Here is a 17433-nt window from a genome sequence, read left to right on the forward strand (position 1 = left end):
TAACACAAAAGGCCGCATTAGTGCGGCCTCAGTCTAACATAACGTGATGCATGCATTACATGATCTCACGCAGGACTTACATCTGCTCCATCACCTCGATGCCCAGCAGTTCCAGACCTGTGTGAAGTGTTCTGGCAACCAGATTACACAACAACAGACGGCTTTCACGTACTTCAGCAGACACATCGTCTTTAAGGATTGGACAAGCTTCGTAGAAGGTCATGTACAGACTCGCCAGCTCGTACAGATATCCACATAGTACGTGTGGTGTAGCTTCGCCGATCATTAGATCCAATACTTCTTCAAGCTGCAGGAGTTTCAGCGCAAGCGCCTTTTCCTGTGGCTCTACAATGTTGATGCTGCCACTGAGCGCCGCGCTGTCTACTCCGGCTTTGCGGAAAATACTGCGCACACGGGTATACGCATACTGTAAGTAAGGTGCGGTTGCGCCTTCGAAGCTCAGCATAGTATCCCAGTTGAAGATGTAATCACTGGTACGGTGCTTCGACAGATCGGCATATTTCACCGCGCCAATACCCACTTTGCGGGCGATTTCAGCGCGTGCTTCTGCACTCAGCTCAGACGCACGGTCGGCTAGTTTTTCGCTGGCACGGCTAACCGCTTCATCCAACAGTTCAGCCAGCTTGACTGTACCGCCTGTACGGGTCTTGAACGGCTTACCGTCGCTGCCCATCATAGTCCCAAACGGACAGAACTCATAGCTGGTTTCGTCGCGCAGCAGGCCCGCTTTGCGTGCAGTCAGCTCAACCTGGTTAAAGTGCAGGCTCTGGCGGGCATCCACAAAGATCAGGATGCGCTCAGCGCCCAGCTCGTTGGAGCGATAATCACACGCTGCCAGATCGGTCGTGGCATACAAGAACCCACCACCTGATTTTTGCACGATAAACACCGACGGTTCACCATCTTTGTTTGCCAGCTCATCCAGGAACACCACCTGTGCGCCCTGATCTTCAACCGCAATGTTTTTCTCTTTTAACAGCGCGATGATCCCGGCCAGACGATCGTTGTAGGCACTTTCAGCCATAATGTCATCGCGCGTGAGCGTCACATTCAGCTTTTTATACACTTCTTCAGAGTGCTTCACGGACGTGTCGATAAACAACTGCCACAGTTTCTGGCAATGTGCATCACCACCTTGTAATTTAACCACGTAATCACGGGCTTTATCCGAGAACCCTTCTTCATCGTCGAAGCGCTTCTTAGCATCGCGGTAGAAAGTTTCCAAATCCGCCAGTGCCACGTTTTCCAGGTCAATGCCTTGCGCCAGCATATCTTCCAGGTGTGCGATCAGCATACCAAACTGCGTGCCCCAGTCGCCCACGTGGTTCTGACGCGTGACTTTGTCACCACGGAACTCAAGCGCACGTACCACGGCATCACCAATGATGGTAGAACGCAGATGACCCACGTGCATTTCTTTAGCCAGGTTAGGCGACGAGAAATCGACGACCACGTTTTGCGCCTGAGCATGCTCAGCCACGCCTAGCTTGGCATCCTGATTGGCCGCTTCCAGGCTCGCAGCCAGAAACTCCGGCTTAAGGTGAATATTGATAAAGCCCGGGCCGGCAATTTCAGTTTTTGCAGCCACATCGCTGACATCCAAATTATCAATGATCTTCTGAGCCAGCTCTCGCGGGTTAGTTTTTAGTGCTTTCGCAGCGCCCATTGCGCCATTAATTTGATAGTCACCAAACTGCGCACGGGTGCTTTGCGTTACCGCCGGATTGGTGCCTTCAGGGATCCCCGCCGCGGCCATCGCAGACAGAGCTTTTTCAATTAGAATACTTTTAATGTTCATTGTGTTTCCTTTGGGTCAGTGCCAGCCTGGGCACTGAGCAAACATCATCGGCGCCTTGGGGCGCCGGAATAAAACGCAGCTTTAAACAGTCAGCGAACAATCGGATCGAATACACTAGCTTATAGGACGCGCCAGAGCCAAATCAACCCGAAGCATGACTTTTGGGACCATCAGGCAAGCCGGATGGCCCACGTTAACTTAGTGTTCGCGCGTCTGATGGAACTGAACGTCCGGATAACGTTCCATCGACAGGTTTAGATTCACCCGGCTTGGCGCGATATACGTCAGGTTATCGCCTCCATCGAGTGCCAGGTTCTGCTCACACTTACGGCGGAATTCGGCCAGTTTTTTCTCGTCTTCACAATTAACCCAACGCGCCGTCTGAACGTTAACGCTTTCGTAGATCGCATCCACGTTGTACTCAGACTTCAGTCGTGCCACTACCACGTCAAACTGCAGCACACCGACCGCGCCTACGATTAGATCGTTGTTGATCAGCGGGCGGAACACCTGTACGGCACCTTCTTCTGATAACTGTACCAGACCTTTGAGCAGCTGTTTTTGCTTGAGTGGATCTTTAAGGCGGATACGGCGGAACAGCTCAGGGGCAAAGTTCGGAATACCACTGAACTTGAGTTTTTCACCTTGAGTGAAAGTATCACCAATCTGGATTGTACCGTGGTTATGCAAACCGATGATGTCACCGGCAAAGGCTTCCTGTGCGCGTTCACGATCACCTGCCATAAAGGTCACGGCGTCAGAGATGCTCACTTGCTTACCAAGGCGAACATGATTCATCTTCATGCCCTGAGTGTATTTACCTGACACAATACGCATAAAGGCGATACGGTCACGGTGTTTCGGGTCCATGTTAGCCTGAATTTTAAATACGAATCCGGTGAATTTATCATCATCTGCACACACTTCGCGCTCATCTGTTTGACGCGGCAGCGGTGACGGCGCCCACTCAGTCAGGCCATCGAGCATGTGATCCACACCAAAGTTACCAAGGGCGGTACCAAAATACACCGGCGTCAGTTCGCCACTGAGGAATAGCTCTTTATCGAATTCGTGCGAGGCACCAATGACCAGTTCCAACTCTTCACGCAGCTGCTCTGCCAGGCTTTCACCGATGGCGGCATCCAAGTCGGCGTTATCTAACCCCTTAATGGTGCGCACTTCCTGAATGGTATGGCCCTGACCCGTTTGATACAAAATGGTCTCATCACGGTGAATGTGGTACACCCCTTTGAACTCTTTACCACAGCCAATCGGCCAGGTAACTGGCGCGCACATGATGTTCAGTTCAGTCTCAACTTCGTCCAGCAGCTCCATCGGATCGCGGATATCACGGTCCAGCTTGTTCATGAAGGTCACGATAGGCGTATCGCGTAAACGGGTGACTTCCATTAGCTTACGGGTTCGATCCTCAACACCTTTGGCCGCGTCGATGACCATCAGACAGGAATCCACGGCAGTGAGCGTACGATAAGTATCTTCCGAGAAGTCCTCGTGTCCCGGGGTATCCAGCAGATTAACCAGGCTGTCGTTGAACGGGAACTGCATCACAGACGTGGTTACTGAGATACCACGCTCTTTTTCCATGTCCATCCAGTCTGATTTTGCGTGCTGGTTAGAACCACGGCCTTTTACTGTACCAGCCTGTTGTAGGGCCTTACCGAACAAGAGTACTTTTTCTGTGATGGTGGTCTTACCCGCATCCGGGTGCGAGATGATAGCGAAGGTACGTCGCTTGTTTATTTCATTGAGGAAAGTCTGATCTGCCATTAGTCAATTCTTTAGGTTATACGCGGATCCACACATGCTACGCAAAGTGTGCGCATGACACTTTGCAGGGTCATCCGGCGGGTTCATTTTTAATCATGCACTATTTTCGCCGATCTTGGCGCTTTTAACAATCAGTGAAGGTCAGTTACGTCATGATTTCGTTCAATATCGGGTCAAATTCCCCATGCTTCACTCGATGCCAAAAATGGGATATGAATATTTCTTGAATAAAATGACTTGCTTGGAGGTCGTCTGATAGGATAGTTCCTAATTTCAGATAAAAGATATAACAACATGAACAGCAAGCTTTTTGTAATACCGAAACCAAACCCCAATGCCAAACTCAGACTGTTTTGTTTTCCTTATGCTGGCGGCTCACCCGCCATATATATGCCATGGAACAGTGCGCTTCACCCCGATGTAGAACTGGTGCTATTGCAATTTCCGGGTCGTGGTGCACGCATGGGAGAGTCTGCTCATGTGACCATGCAACAAAAAGTGGATGAGCTATTGGCATATCAGGCCTTTTTGACCGAAAAGCCCTATGTACTCATGGGGCACAGTTTGGGTAGCCGAGTGATTTTTGAAGTCACGAAACATCTGGTTCAACAAAACGCGCCGTTACCACGCCACCTAATCGCATCGGGCAGCCGCGCCCCACACACCAGCACAGACAAGAAGCGCATTTACAACTTGCCCCATGATGAGTTTGTTGAAGAGCTTTATAAACTTAATGGCACACCCAAAGAGCTGCTGGAACACAAAGAGCTGATGGAGTTACTGCTCCCCTTATTGAGAGCTGATTTTCAAATTGCCGAGTGTTATCAGGCCCAACCTGTCAACCTGCCCTGCCCTATCACTGTGTTTCATGGCTATGATGACATCGAAATCAGTGCCGAGCAGCTGCACGGTTGGCAGGATTTGAGTGAACACAAAATTGACATTCATTACTTTAATGGTGGCCACTTCTTCATCAATCAATGCAGTGATGAAGTGATCAGTCAGGTCAATCAGGTACTACACAAAATACTGTAATTTGATTTGCCTAAGTGGGTAAGTTGGCCAAAGATAAACACATTCATGTGTATACAGGTAATAAAATGGAAGGCTTACTTCATGCGCTCATGCTGGACGGCCAGGGTGGCGCAACCCCGATATCAGATTTAACGCAGGCACTCAAAGACGAGGTGCCGCTTTGGCTGCACTTTGACTACACAAACGACGCAGTTCAACATTTCTTGAGCCAGCTGGATTTTCTGCAGGAATGGGAGTGGCAAGCTTTGCTTGCAGAGGAAACCCGACCTCGTGTGACCCGTGCAAGTCATGGGTTGCTGTTGTTTTTACGCGGCGTCAACCTTAACCCCAGGCAAAACCCGGAAGATATGGTCTCAGTGCGCTGCTTTATAAATAAAAACGTGCTGATCACTTGTCGTAAGCGCGTGTTGATTTCTATCGAAGAGCTACACAGCGCATTACTGGACGGTCAGGGGGCTCAGTCAATCAGCGACCTGATCTGCGCCCTGATTGATCGCCTGACACACCGTATGCAGGACACATTATGGCAGGTCGAAGAACAGCTGGATGAGTTTGAAGAGCAACTAGACAAAGAGGAATGCCAGCCTGACTACCATCAAATTACCTTGCTACGGCGTCAGGTTATCGCCTTAAAGCGCTATATCAAACCGCAGCGTCAAGCTATCTATGATTTGATTGATACTAAGGTGAACTTTCTGAGTCTTGAGCAGCGCCGCTTACTCGGCGAGGCAAATAACACCCTCAGCCGCTATATTGAAGAGCTCGAAGCCAGCATTGAACGGGCACAGGTCCTGCAACAAAGCATTACCAATCAGCTTAATGAGCAGCTGAATCAGCGCATGTACATAATGTCTGTGGTCGCTGCCCTGTTTTTACCGTTGGGCTTTTTAACCGGTCTATTGGGGGTCAACATAGGAGGCATTCCAGGCACAGAGAATCCCTGGGCATTCACAATTTTCATACTTGCATTGGTGATATTAACCATTGCTGTAGGCGTTTTGTTTAAACGTCGGAAATGGATATAAAATGCGGAATTTAGAAGCATAGATGTGACGTAAAATGGCGCTCTCGCTAGGGATCGAACCTAGAACTTGGCCTCCGGAGGGCCACGTGATATCCATTTCACCACGAGAGCAACATCTTAGTGGTGCCAATAATAATCATATCCAGCCGCAAATACTAGTCATTGTTGTCTATATGCTTAATTTATGGTCTAAAACTCGAAAAAAGACTTCACACAGAGCGAAATTCACGATATTTAACTATGCTTAGAACAATAACAATAATGACGACCTGTTAATACACGGAAAATTGGTCTCCTGTATTAACACGACATCATCCTGAGAGGACCGTATTATGACTCCAATGACCACTGAACAAGTTGCTGAATTTTTAGATGTTAAAGTGGAGCGCGTCAGGCGACTGGCACGCGAAAACCTGTTAGTTGCCAAACAACAGGATGAGCAGGGCGAACCCATTTTTGACAAAGATGACGTAGAAAAATACAAAGAACTGGCAAAACGACTAGGCGGGATTTAAGCGCAACAGAAGCGACGCCGCCTTCCCAATATTGCTTCGTGACCAGACTAATAAAACGCCCGACTGATACTCGGGCCAAATGGTCTGTGCGAAGCGACTAACGACACCACGCCTTCAACAGGAGCAGTAAGGGGTCAACATACGAGACCAGCCCGCGTCGCTGATACCAGGCAAGACAGAGCAGCAGGTAAATTTCCACATAGCAATGTAGCTTATCCTCTGCATACTTTGGCAACGGGATCTCTGCCAGACTGAAATAGCGCTTCAGCATCTGATTACCTTCACGTACAGACAGCGAAAAAGAGACACATAAGGCCGCCAAATCAAAATATCGGTCGTTGTATTGCGCGTATTCAAAATCGATAAACACGGGTCCCTGTGCTGTTACCAGCATATTGTCTTTGACCAAATCATTGTGGCAAAAGCAGATATCAGGCTCAAACTGCGCCCGCCTTCGACCTAAAGCAGACACATCAAACTTCCCTTCAAGCACCAGAGCGGCCTCACAGAGCGCCGCACTCAGGTCAAGTTGCCCGCTCTGGGGTCGCACAAAACCATGTAACGTGTGCAGGTTTGCTAACAAGCTATCGCTCAGGCAGAGCGGCTCATCTTGTTGTGGTAAAAATTCAAACAACGCCAGCCGGGTCTGAACATGGTAACCTGCCAAAGGCTGTGCCACGCCAAGGAGAGCCAGCTGTCCCTGCGCTTCCAGCGCCTGGACAGGCATTGTGCCTGAGTAATGCTTAAGCAAATAACCTTGTTTCGCCTGCTCAAGATAGTAATTTTTATTACTTAACCCTTTGTTGAGTGGACGCAGTGCACTGATGCTAAGAGCGGGGAAAGCTTGCCTGATCAGTGCACTCAGCTCAGCATCAAAGCGCGGCAAGCGGTTTGCCCTCTTTTTGTTGATGTACTTCGTACCAACGCACATACCCCCAACAGACCACTATGGTGTAAAAACCAAACAGCACCAGGGTGGGGTAATAGCCTTTGAGATAGTAAAGATACATAGACGCCGCATCGATCACTACCCAATACAGCCAGTTTTCCAACACTTTACGGGCAACCAGATAAGTGGTTACCACAGCAAAGCAGGTCGTCAGGCTATCCAGATAAGCCAGCTCAGCATGAGTATACTTATCCATCACATAACCAATGCCCAACGCCACAAGTAATGTGCCCAAAATAATAACGCTATGTCGAGACAAGGACCAGGAAACGATTTCCAGGGACTTATCCTGTCTGCCACTGCGCCACATCCACCAGCCGACTACCGCCATGAACATATAGTAAAAGTTCAGCAAGGACTCCATCAGCAACGCACCATTCCAGTACATCACGGTATAGATAAAAGTACTGACAAACGCTGCAGGCCAGCACCATGAGTTTTCCCTTATCGCCAGCAACAGGTAAGCGGCTGATAAGATCACGGCCAGATACTCCCACACTGACATGGCAGTGAACCCAGCCAAGGTTTCAGCTAGCCACTGCATCATGATTGGGGCGACAGGTCGCCACTGATGAATTTACAGACAAACACGATTTTGCCAAACTGCTCAAACGAGCGCTTCATTTCTGCAGATAGAGTATCCATCAGCACATCATAGTCACCAAACACCTGAGTAGACATAGTATTAGTGAGTACTTTCAGCTCCGGGTGCTGATTCAGGCGCTCGATAAAGTCTTTGATAAAAGGGATATAGTCAGCATGCAATGGATATTTGCTGATCTCGACAGAGAGTTGCATCACAGTGTCCTCGTCAGAATTATAAAGGAGTTAGTTTGCAGGATAATTTAAAGTGCTGCCACCGTCCGTTAACGAGCGAGGCCTGTAATTGATCCAATCCTGCTGATAGGCGATCTTATTGTCCGGGTTAAAATGTAATACGGTCGTGAATCGCCAGGGGCCCATTTCCCGACCTTCATACTCAAAGCGCACATAGGTGCCACGAATAACGGCACGACGTTGCTGCTCGTCTAAGATCACCTCGCTGAGGGTATATGTCTGTTTCCCATCCAGAATTTTGACATTCCCGGCAGACCAATTAAAAAACTCGGCCAATGCCCGTTTATCCTTGACAGCAAAGCCATAAATCATGTCTTCCAGCTGAACATCGTCGGCATAAAAGGACAAAAATAAAGCAAAATCCTGACGTGCCTGATAGGTCGCTATGTAGTCATTGAGTACTTGTCTGAGCGCACTCGATTCGCGCGCTGACGCTCGGGTATTATCTGTCAGGCCACAGCCAGCAATCAGGAAGGTTACCAGCAACACAAGACATAGAGTGAGCTGTGTGGTGAATATGCCGCGCAAATCTACCTCCGGGTATGAATATCAGTCTAAAGTAGCCCTCGAGTAAGAGCCCGGTGATTATATCATACCCGAATAGGATGATCTGTGCCGGCACACAACTAAGCGCCAACTATGCCTAATGGCTTCGCACTTTGCCAGGCACCACGGGTAAAATCAGGAATGGTTACAGACTCACTGCGGTTTGCCACAGACAATGCTGACAAAGGCGAAATCACCGACCAGGCAGCACCATCATAGACATCCTGATCTAACGGTTCGCCATTTCTCAGACAGTAAATCATCCGCCAGAACATCAAAAAGTCCATGCCTCCATGACCCCCATTGCGCTCGGCTTCTGCACCCATTTTCAGCCACAGAGGATGATCATATTTGGCATACCAGGTACTCATATCTTCATCCCAGTTATGAAAAGACCCTGTGCCGCCATGTTCTAGCGCAATGCGATTCGGGAACCCGGCAAACACCCCGTTGGTGCCCTGGATCAAATTATGTCGGGAGTAGGGGCGCGGCGTTGTGGTATCGTGCTGGATCATAATAGAACGCCCTTTGACCGTTTTTACCAAAGTCGTATTCATGTCACCGGCAACATATCGCCATTGATTACGCTGATGATCCGATGCAAATTCGCGCTGAGCATAGGCAGCCCGGCCCAGTGCCGGTGAACTCATGGAAGTCAGAAAATCAAATCGATCACCCCGGTTAATATTCATATACTGAGATACCGGCCCTAAGCCGTGGGTGGGATAGAGGTTGCCATTACGCTTAGTATGCCACTCTGTGCGCCAGGAGCCGGTTTTATGCTCCAGCTCTTTCATCTGCCAGCGCAGCTCATGAATATACGCAGCTTCACCGTGTAACAGTTCCCCAAACAGGCCCTGTCGTACCATGTTCAATACCATCAACTCATCACGACCGTAGTTGACGTTTTCCATCATCATACAGTTTTTCTGAGTCCGTTCTGCGGTATCAACCAATTGCCACATTTCTTCCACCGTCAGGGCCAGTGGCACTTCAACAAAGGCGTGTTTGCCGCTCTCCATGGTGTCGACTGCCATCGGCGCATGCCAACGCCAAGGTGTCGAAATAATAACGATGTCAATATCATCCCGGGCAAGCATTTCCCGATAAGCAAACTCTGACCCCTGATACAGGGCTGGGGCCTTCTCCCCCCGCTCTGTCAGATAATTCGCTGAACGCAGCAAAACTTCTTCATGCGTATCACATAAGGCAACGATTTCAGCGCCTTCAATATGGCTCATACGCTTCACATGGCCATAGCCACGTTGACCCACACCAATAAAACCAACACGAACAAGGTCCATCTTTGGTGCAATCAATCCAATGACTGATTTTCCCTGTCGCTCAGGCGTAGCCTGAACCGGATCGACTTTACTTTGTGCGCAGCCTGAAACGACTCCGGCAGCCGCGGCAACCCCCGCCGCCTTAAGAAAATCTCGGCGATTTAAATTTGTCATTATTATTGTCCTCGAAGATACTTCCTGTGCACGCTAACGGATTGTATCCTGGGTTGCAAAAGCGTTGCGATAAACAGAGATTTAATCGGTACAAATTTGTTCTCTGATACAAAAAAAGCGCCAAAAGGCGCTTTAACTTGTGAATCTAAAACGATTACAATTCTGCAATAATGGCATTCAGTTGAGCTTCTTTTGCAACAATGTCCTGATAGAGCGCAAACTGGTTTTGCGCTCGTTGCAAGTTATGCTCTGAATGCTTAATGGCAAAGTAATTGTCACCATCGAGATAATCGGTCAAAAATCGCAAACCTATCATAAATGGCATAACTTTCGCGCCAAGTATAAAGCTGTGCTTTTCGGTGCCTGTTAGACTGTCCGACAGCGGTCCCTTATATCCTTTCACCAACGCCGCAAAGATTTCTTCACGTACACGTACATTTGCCAGGTTAGTGGAATCTTCCGCCTCAGGAGAGCAGAACGTTCTGACCATGTCACCGAAGTCATACAACCAGTAGCCAGGCATACACGTATCCAGATCTATCACAGCACGTGCTTCATTTGACTCCGAGCAAAACAACATATTATTGATCTTGGTATCATTATGGCAGGCTCTCAACGGTAATTGTGCTTCAGCTTCAGCCACTTCCTGAGCAAGTGAAAATTGTGCCCGACAAAATGCAATTTCTTCCTGGCACGAGGCTGCGCGACCCAGAGGATCCTGTTCGAGTGTTTCTTCAAACTTCTCAATACGCATAGCAAGGTTGTGGAAATTCGGGATCACATGGTGCAGCTGAGTCGCATCGAAATCATCCAGTGCCGCAGCAAACTGACCAAATGCATTGGCCGCAATTTTTGCTTTTGCTTCACTGTCGACCACGTCTTCACTATAACTGCCACCAATGAATTCCAATGCACGCCACACTTCATCTTCAACATGAACGAGATACTCTCCCTCTATGGTCGGTACATGGCGAATAATGGCGAGTTCATAGCCACCGTCATTGGCTTTGCTTGCTAAGTGCTGCTCGATTTTTCTGGCATTGGTGACTAATTGCTCAGGCTCTGGAAAAACACAGGTATTGAGTTTTTGCACAACCAAAGCACGCTGCTTATTTTTCAGCAACATCGTTGTATTAATATGTCCATTACCGATCGGACGTAACGTAACAGATTCTCCCTGCAAGCCAAATTGCTGCGATAAGACCTCTGCAATTGCACGATTTTTCATTGTTACCTCATTGCCGCTCTCAATACGATGGCAGGTGATAGGTTCATCCGTGACGTAATTCATATAATAATCCTGAGACACTCTTTAATTCTTCTTTGTAGGTGATACCAAACCAGCGATCAGATGCACTATGCACCCTGACCTGAAGCAGACCTTGTTGAATACAACTTTGAATACAATCAGGCAAATAATACTCGCTTTTGACATCGCTGTCATAATTTTCTAGAAACAGGGAAAAGCCAATCTCTAGTTGCGTTAAGAGCGTCTGTGTAATGCCCCAACACGTCATTGAGGCCAACGCGGTTTCTGGTAAAGCAGCACGCTTGCCATCTGGTGCTACCCCGGATAACACCTCATTATTATGTTGAATATCCAGATATTCAACGACTTCGAGCAGCCTGCCTTTATGAGTTTGGCATATTCCGCGATTTACGCCACCTTGTTGTGACAAAGTATGCCCAAGCGGATAGCCAACAATAGCCATATCTTCTTGCGCCGGCTCAGCGAAATGACCTACAAGCTGCTTATAAGCATCTGGGCCGTAATAGTCATCCGCAGTAATCACAATCGCATCACCTGGTATCGCGGACTTTGCACACAATAACGCATGCCCGGTTCCCCACGGTTTTTCTCGCAATAACGCATTCCCGGCAAAACGCGGGGGCACGTTATCGACGGCTTGCTCAATTAAGTCGACTTGTAATCCGTCAGGTAACCGCGGCAAGATCTGTTGCTCTATCAAAGGGCGAACCTGATGGTTAATCACCAGCACAACATGACGCACACCGGCTGCATATGCGTCCTGAATGCTCAGCTCCATAATGGTACAGTTGAAGTCCGGCAGTATCGCTATCTGCTTGTTACCACCAAACCGGGTACCCAAGCCTGCTGCCAGGACAACCAAAGTCGGGCTTCTCCTTTGGTACATAGATAATGTCCAGCCACTCAAAAATTAAACGGCTAGTGTACATAGCTTCGACATAAATTAAAAGCCGTTGTAAAAAGTGAGATAACAGGTACTTGATGACTGTGCTGATTTCAGCCAAAAGAGTGGACAATAAGAAATTGATATAAGTGAATAAATTTAATTTTTTTGCGAATAAAGCTGAAGCTCTATTCGCATCATACTCACATCAGCATGGTAACAGTTCCATATAACGGAACAATTAATCTTAAAATTTCTGACACAGATATTTACTTTCCAGGAACTCCTGTAAGCCGTCTTTGGCTCCCTCTCTTCCCAACCCGGATTGCTTCACGCCTCCGAATGGCGCAACAGGGTTTGAAATCGCCCCTTCATTGACCCCAACCATGCCATATTCAAGTGCCATAGACACCCGATGGATTTGCGACACATCCTGAGAATAAAAGTAAGCAGCCAGCCCTTCATTGACGCTATTTGCCTGACGCACCACGGTGTGCTCATCCGAGAACGCTATGATACTCACAACCGGTGCAAAAATTTCCTGATGATAAATATCCATCTCCTCAGTGATCCCCTGTAGCACAGTTGGAGCCATAAAATGGCCAACACAAGGTGCCCCCTGATAGATCTGTTTAGCACCTCGAGCGAGCGCATCATCAACCAATTGCTGTGCTTTGTCTTTGGCCTTGCGATTGATCAATGGGCCAATATCGGTGTCCGGCGCTAAGCCGTCACCAACAACCAACTGAGCAACTTCATCAACCAAGGTTGCTGTAAACGCTTCTTGGACATCGCAATGGACGAAAACTCGATTAGCCGCTACGCAGGTTTGCCCGCCGTTTCTGAATTTAGCCACCATCAAGCCCGCAACGGCTTCTCGCACGTCAGCGCTGGAAAAAACAATGAAAGGCGCATTCCCGCCAAGCTCCATTGAAGTGCGTTTAACCGTATCCGCACTGAGCGCCAGCAGCTTTTTACCTACCGCAGTCGACCCCGTGAAGGTCAGTTTTCGCACCTCTGGACTTGCCAACAAAGGAGCAACCAACGTCTCTGCATCGTCTGTCACCAGAACCTGAAATGCCGCGCTTTCAAATCCCGCCTCCAACGCCAGCTTTGCCAGAGCAATGGCACTCAACGGGGTTTCTTCAGAAGGTTTTAGAATAAATGGACAACCCGCTGCATAAGCCGGTGCCACCTTACGCGTGATCATAGCCAGGGGAAAGTTCCAGGGTGTGATCCCCAGTACGACACCGATTGGTTGTTTAATGGTTGTAAGTTGGTGATGAGGACTATGTGATGGGATCACCTCACCATAAGCGCGCCGAGCTTCCTCAGCAAACCACTGAACAAACCCTGCGGCATATCTGACTTCTGCGACGGCCTCTTTGAGCGGTTTACCCTGCTCTTTGCTCATCAGCTCTGCAAGCGCAGCTTCATTATCTAAAATAAGCTGATACCAGCGTTCCAGGACCGCTGCGCGCTGTTGTGACGTGCGCTGCTTAAGGGTGTCAAAACAGGCCTGCGCTGCATTCAGCGCTTGCTCGGCCGCTGACTGATCTGCTATTGAAACCGTAGCAATGGGCAATTCATTTGCGGGGTTAACAACCGTTAACTGCCGCGGTGATTGCCAGGGACTGCCATTAATCCAGCTATGCGCTTGTTCGGTGTTATGCGTCATACCTGCACTCCTTACATAACTGAACAGGGCCGCATAATGCGGCCCTGTGATAACAACGATTAGTGTTCTTCGTTGACAATATTAAGGTTGTACTTGGGTATTTCCACAACCAGATCTTCGTCGGCAATCACTGCCTGACAGCCCAGTCGGGACTCCGCTTCCAGACCCCAGGCCTTATCCAGCATGTCATCTTCCAGTTCATCACTCTCTTCAAGCGAATCAAACCCTTCACGAATAACCACGTGACAGGTCGTACAGGCACATGATTTCTCACAGGCATGAGGAATACTGATGCCATTTTTCAGCGCCACATCCAGTACCGTTTTGCCAGATTCAGCTTCAATGGCTGCGCCCTCCGGACAAAGCTCTTCGTGTGGTAAAAAGATAATCTGTGGCATATTACACCTCGTCTACCGACTGACCTTGCAGTGCGTGTTTAATTGATACATCCATACGGCGTGATGCAAACTCACCGCTTGCCTCATCCACCTGTTCGATTGCCGCTTTGATCGCTTGTGGATCGGTGGCAGTTAGTCGTGCTTTATCAAGCTCAGCCATCGCAGCGCGTAATGCGCTCAGCTCTTGCTCATTAAGTAGGTTACTGTCGGTCGCCAACGACGCTTCCAGTGCTTCGAGTACACGCAATGCTTCAACCTGCTGCTCTTTAAGCATACGCGCCTGCATGTCTTCTTTGGCATTACTCATTGAATCTTTCAACATTTGTGCAACCTGATCGTCGCTCAGGCCGAACGACGGCTTTACCTGGATCTCAGCCTGTACTTCTGTTGATTTTTCCATGGCTGAAACGCTCAGCAGGCCATCCGCATCCACTTTAAATGTGACACGAATATGCGCTGCACCCGCTGCCATAGGGGGAATGCCTTTGAGGCTAAATTTAGCCAAAGAGCGACAGTCATCAACCAGCTCACGCTCACCCTGCAACACATGCAAAGACATGGCTGTCTGACCATCCTTAAAAGTCGTAAACTCCTGCGCACGGGCAACCGGGATAGTGGTATTACGCGGAATGATCTTCTCAACCAGACCGCCCATGGTCTCAAGGCCTAGCGACAATGGCAAAACATCCAGTAATAGCATATCTGAATCGGGCTTGTTGCCCACCAGAATATCCGCCTGGATTGCCGCACCTAAGGCCACTACCCGATCTGGGTCAATGGAAGTTAAAGGCGGCTTAGTAAAGAAGGTTTCAACGGCATCGCGGATCACCGGCATGCGAGTTGAACCACCAACCATCACCACTTCCAATACTTCTTCTTTTTCAACGCCGGCATCTTTCAAGGCACGACGACATGAACGCAGAGTTTTCTTAACCAGGGCATCTGCCAATTCGGCAAACTGATCACGAGTAATGGTTACGGTGAATTCCTGTTCGCGAACAGGGAGTTTCACATTCACCGTTTCATAGCTGGTCAACGCTTCTTTGCAGGCCTTCGCTTTATTGATAAACAAACGCAGTTCTTTAGCAGACAGGTCGGTCAGCCCTGTTTGCTGTTGAAAAACAGCGACCAAAAGCGCATCAAAGTCATCACCACCCAGGCTTGAATCACCACCCGTTGCCAGTACTTCGAAGACCCCTTTGTTCAGACGTAGAATAGAAATATCAAAAGTACCACCACCCAAGTCATAAACCGCAATGATCCCTTCCTGACCTGAGTCCAGACCATACGCCACTGCCGCAGCAGTAGGCTCATTAAGCAAACGCAGTACTTTCAGACCTGCAATTTCAGCGGCATCTTTGGTGCTCTGGCGCTGCGCATCATCGAAGTAGGCAGGCACAGTGATCACTGCCCCCATCACGTCTTCTCCAGCGAAACTCTCAACGGCGCGCTGATGAAGTGATTTTAGTATCTCGGCCGATGCCTGCACCGGGCTGATTGGCCCTGCACTAGTTTGAACCGCCAGGCTGCCCTGATGCTCAACAAAGGTGTAAGGCAACTGACCATAACTACTGGTTATGTCTTGCGCCGTTTTACCCAAAAAGCGTTTCACTGAAATCAGGGTGTTTTCCGGGTCCAGTGCAGCTTCCTGCTGTGCCGTCTTGCCGACGCTGATCTGCTCACCATGATAACGAACGACCGATGGCAACATCGCATCGCCATTGAGGTCACTAAGGGTTCTGGCCTCGCCACTTTGAACCGTAGCAACCAAAGAGTTGGTGGTGCCCAGGTCGATCCCGATGGCCAGTTTATGTTCATGAGGTGCCGCGCTCTGCCCCGGCTCAGCAATTTGCAATAATGCCATAATGCTCTTTCACTTTGGTGAAGCTGGTTGTCGCTGTACTATGCAGCAACAACGCATGAATCAGTCGAATAGGCTGTCTTCTATCCGAGATAGCTCGTCTTTCAACTTATAAACAAACTTGAGTTTGCGAATGTGATCCGCCGCGCGCTGCAAAGCCGCTTCGTCTTGACTAACCAACAGCTCACCCAGACCAGCACTGTATTGCCGCTCCAATTGTCTGGCCTGCGCTTCAAAGGATTCGATTTCTGCTTCTGGATCGGTACTGTGTGCTATGTCTTCCAGTGCCTCGCGCAGCTCCATTTGCTGCATCAAAAACGCCGGATCTTGCAAGGTTTGTTGCTCAGCACGTATATCAACACCACGCTCGCTCAACATGTACTCAGCTCGCTTTACTGGGTGTTTCAATACCGCCAGGGCATCATTGATCTCAGCCGTTTTTTGCACCGCCAACAGTTTTTCTCGCTCACCCAGATGGGCAAACTTATCGGGGTGAACGGCGCGTTGCAGATCCAAATAACGCTGGTTTAAAGCTGCCAGGTCAACCTGATAGCTGACCGGTAAATCGAATAAGTCAAAATATCGCATACGCATCCAATACAGCAAAGCCCTACCAAGGCAGGGCTTTAGAGTTGTTAGTCACAAAAGAGATTATACGGTGAAACTTTCGCCGCAGCCACACTCGTCCTTTTGATTCGGGTTAATGAACTTAAACCCTTCGTTCAAACCTTCTTTCGTGTAGTCCAGCTCAGTGCCGTCGATATAAACCAGACTCTTAGCATCGACGATGATTTTGACGCCCCTTTCTTCAAAAACTTCATCGCCTTCGTCCAGTTCATCCACAAACTCAAGTACATAGGCAAGACCTGAACAGCCGGTCGTTTTAATGCCGACTCTCAGCCCGATGCCTTTACCTCGGTTGGCCAAAAAAGTCTGTACTCGGCCTGCTGCCGACTCTGTCAGTGTCACTGCCATAGTTATCTCTTACTTCGCCTGTTTACTCTTGTAGTCTGCAATTGCAGCCTGAATTGCATCTTCTGCCAGAATTGAGCAGTGGATCTTCACTGGCGGCAACTCTAACTCAGCACTGATGTCGGTGTTCTTGATTTCACCTGCTTCATCAAGTGTCTTGCCTTTCACCCATTCAGTAACTAGCGATGATGATGCGATAGCACTACCACAGCCGTAGGTTTTGAACTTTGCATCTTCGATGATGCCTTCACCTGATACTTTGATCTGTAGCTTCATCACGTCGCCACATGCCGGCGCGCCAACCATACCCGTTGCGACACTCGGATCGTTCTTGTCTAATGAACCAACGTTACGTGGGTTTTCCACGTGATCAATTACTTTGTTACTGTACGCCATAATTC

18 protein-coding genes and 1 tRNA gene are annotated in these 17433 nt (G+C 48.9%); 3 read left to right on the top strand and 16 right to left on the bottom strand.

Going from position 1 to position 17433, the window contains the following annotated elements; all coding sequences use genetic code 11:
• Nucleotides 1–76: 76 nt before the first annotated feature.
• Both argS and prfC read right to left on the bottom strand, forming a co-directional pair.
• Nucleotides 77–1819: an arginine--tRNA ligase gene (gene argS, locus IY568_RS10895; protein WP_125560718.1), complete on the bottom strand. Its 1743-nt coding sequence runs from the start codon at nt 1817–1819 to the stop codon at nt 77–79.
• A gap of 198 nt (nt 1820–2017) precedes the next feature.
• The gene (prfC, locus tag IY568_RS10900) at nt 2018–3607 is read right to left on the bottom strand and encodes a peptide chain release factor 3 (protein ID WP_058796282.1); all 1590 of its coding nucleotides are present in this window, start codon (nt 3605–3607) and stop codon (nt 2018–2020) included.
• 294 nt (nt 3608–3901) lie between these two features.
• Here prfC and IY568_RS10905 point away from each other — a divergent pair, with 294 nt between their 5' ends.
• Nucleotides 3902–4642: a thioesterase II family protein gene (locus IY568_RS10905; protein WP_138538741.1), complete on the top strand. Its 741-nt coding sequence runs from the start codon at nt 3902–3904 to the stop codon at nt 4640–4642.
• Nucleotides 4643–4707: 65 nt separating this feature from the next.
• Nucleotides 4708–5667 (top strand): zinc transporter ZntB, encoded by a 960-nt coding sequence (locus IY568_RS10910; protein WP_125560722.1) that lies wholly within the window; start codon nt 4708–4710, stop codon nt 5665–5667.
• Nucleotides 5668–5702: 35 nt separating this feature from the next.
• On the opposite strand, the gene IY568_RS10915 is transcribed toward IY568_RS10910, so the two are convergent.
• Nucleotides 5703–5777 (bottom strand) — tRNA-Arg (locus tag IY568_RS10915).
• Nucleotides 5778–5998: 221 nt separating this feature from the next.
• Between IY568_RS10915 and IY568_RS10920 the strand changes: the two genes are divergently transcribed.
• Nucleotides 5999–6181, top strand: coding sequence for a helix-turn-helix domain-containing protein (locus IY568_RS10920; RefSeq protein ID WP_010384046.1), 183 nt, complete (start codon nt 5999–6001; stop codon nt 6179–6181).
• 97 nt (nt 6182–6278) lie between these two features.
• Here IY568_RS10920 and IY568_RS10925 read toward each other — a convergent pair whose 3' ends face one another.
• The 13 genes from IY568_RS10925 to iscU form a co-directional block, all read right to left on the bottom strand.
• A complete protein-coding gene (locus IY568_RS10925) occupies nt 6279–7067 on the bottom strand; it encodes a phosphotransferase (protein WP_194867555.1) in 789 nt (262 codons plus the stop codon).
• Nucleotides 7054–7674, bottom strand: a complete 621-nt coding sequence (gene pnuC, locus IY568_RS10930) for a nicotinamide riboside transporter PnuC (protein WP_138538769.1) — start codon at nt 7672–7674, stop codon at nt 7054–7056. Before pnuC ends, IY568_RS10925 begins: the two co-directional genes overlap by 14 nt.
• Complete coding sequence (locus IY568_RS10935; protein ID WP_125560726.1) at nt 7674–7928, bottom strand: hypothetical protein; 255 nt, start codon at nt 7926–7928, stop codon at nt 7674–7676. The genes pnuC and IY568_RS10935 overlap by 1 nt, the downstream gene beginning before the upstream one ends.
• A gap of 30 nt (nt 7929–7958) precedes the next feature.
• Complete coding sequence (locus tag IY568_RS10940) at nt 7959–8495, bottom strand: nuclear transport factor 2 family protein (protein WP_228553280.1); 537 nt, start codon at nt 8493–8495, stop codon at nt 7959–7961.
• A 98-nt stretch (nt 8496–8593) separates the two neighbouring features.
• Nucleotides 8594–9970 carry a Gfo/Idh/MocA family protein gene (locus IY568_RS10945; protein WP_125560728.1) on the bottom strand — a complete coding sequence of 459 codons (1377 nt, stop codon included), beginning with the start codon at nt 9968–9970 and terminating at the stop codon, nt 8594–8596.
• 154 nt (nt 9971–10124) lie between these two features.
• Nucleotides 10125–11198 (bottom strand): phosphotransferase enzyme family protein, encoded by a 1074-nt coding sequence (locus IY568_RS10950; protein ID WP_125560912.1) that lies wholly within the window; start codon nt 11196–11198, stop codon nt 10125–10127.
• Between the two features lie 43 nt (nt 11199–11241).
• Nucleotides 11242–12126 carry an NTP transferase domain-containing protein gene (locus IY568_RS10955; RefSeq protein WP_138538737.1) on the bottom strand — a complete coding sequence of 295 codons (885 nt, stop codon included), beginning with the start codon at nt 12124–12126 and terminating at the stop codon, nt 11242–11244.
• Between the two features lie 244 nt (nt 12127–12370).
• The gene (locus tag IY568_RS10960; protein WP_194867556.1) at nt 12371–13801 is read right to left on the bottom strand and encodes an NAD-dependent succinate-semialdehyde dehydrogenase; all 1431 of its coding nucleotides are present in this window, start codon (nt 13799–13801) and stop codon (nt 12371–12373) included.
• 59 nt (nt 13802–13860) lie between these two features.
• The gene (fdx, locus tag IY568_RS10965) at nt 13861–14199 is read right to left on the bottom strand and encodes an ISC system 2Fe-2S type ferredoxin (protein ID WP_010384025.1); all 339 of its coding nucleotides are present in this window, start codon (nt 14197–14199) and stop codon (nt 13861–13863) included.
• A gap of 1 nt (nt 14200) precedes the next feature.
• On the bottom strand, nt 14201–16063 hold the full coding sequence (gene hscA / locus IY568_RS10970) for a Fe-S protein assembly chaperone HscA (protein ID WP_125560733.1): 1863 nt from the start codon (nt 16061–16063) through the stop codon (nt 14201–14203).
• 60 nt (nt 16064–16123) lie between these two features.
• The gene (hscB, locus tag IY568_RS10975; RefSeq protein WP_138538734.1) at nt 16124–16648 is read right to left on the bottom strand and encodes a co-chaperone HscB; all 525 of its coding nucleotides are present in this window, start codon (nt 16646–16648) and stop codon (nt 16124–16126) included.
• Nucleotides 16649–16711: 63 nt separating this feature from the next.
• The gene (iscA, locus tag IY568_RS10980; RefSeq protein WP_010384020.1) at nt 16712–17035 is read right to left on the bottom strand and encodes an iron-sulfur cluster assembly protein IscA; all 324 of its coding nucleotides are present in this window, start codon (nt 17033–17035) and stop codon (nt 16712–16714) included.
• Nucleotides 17036–17044: 9 nt separating this feature from the next.
• On the bottom strand, nt 17045–17428 hold the full coding sequence (gene iscU, locus IY568_RS10985; protein ID WP_010384017.1) for a Fe-S cluster assembly scaffold IscU: 384 nt from the start codon (nt 17426–17428) through the stop codon (nt 17045–17047).
• Nucleotides 17429–17433 lie beyond the last annotated feature (5 nt).

The organism is Pseudoalteromonas sp. PPB1 (assembly GCF_015356275.1).
GTDB lineage: Bacteria > Pseudomonadota > Gammaproteobacteria > Enterobacterales > Alteromonadaceae > Pseudoalteromonas > Pseudoalteromonas rubra_D.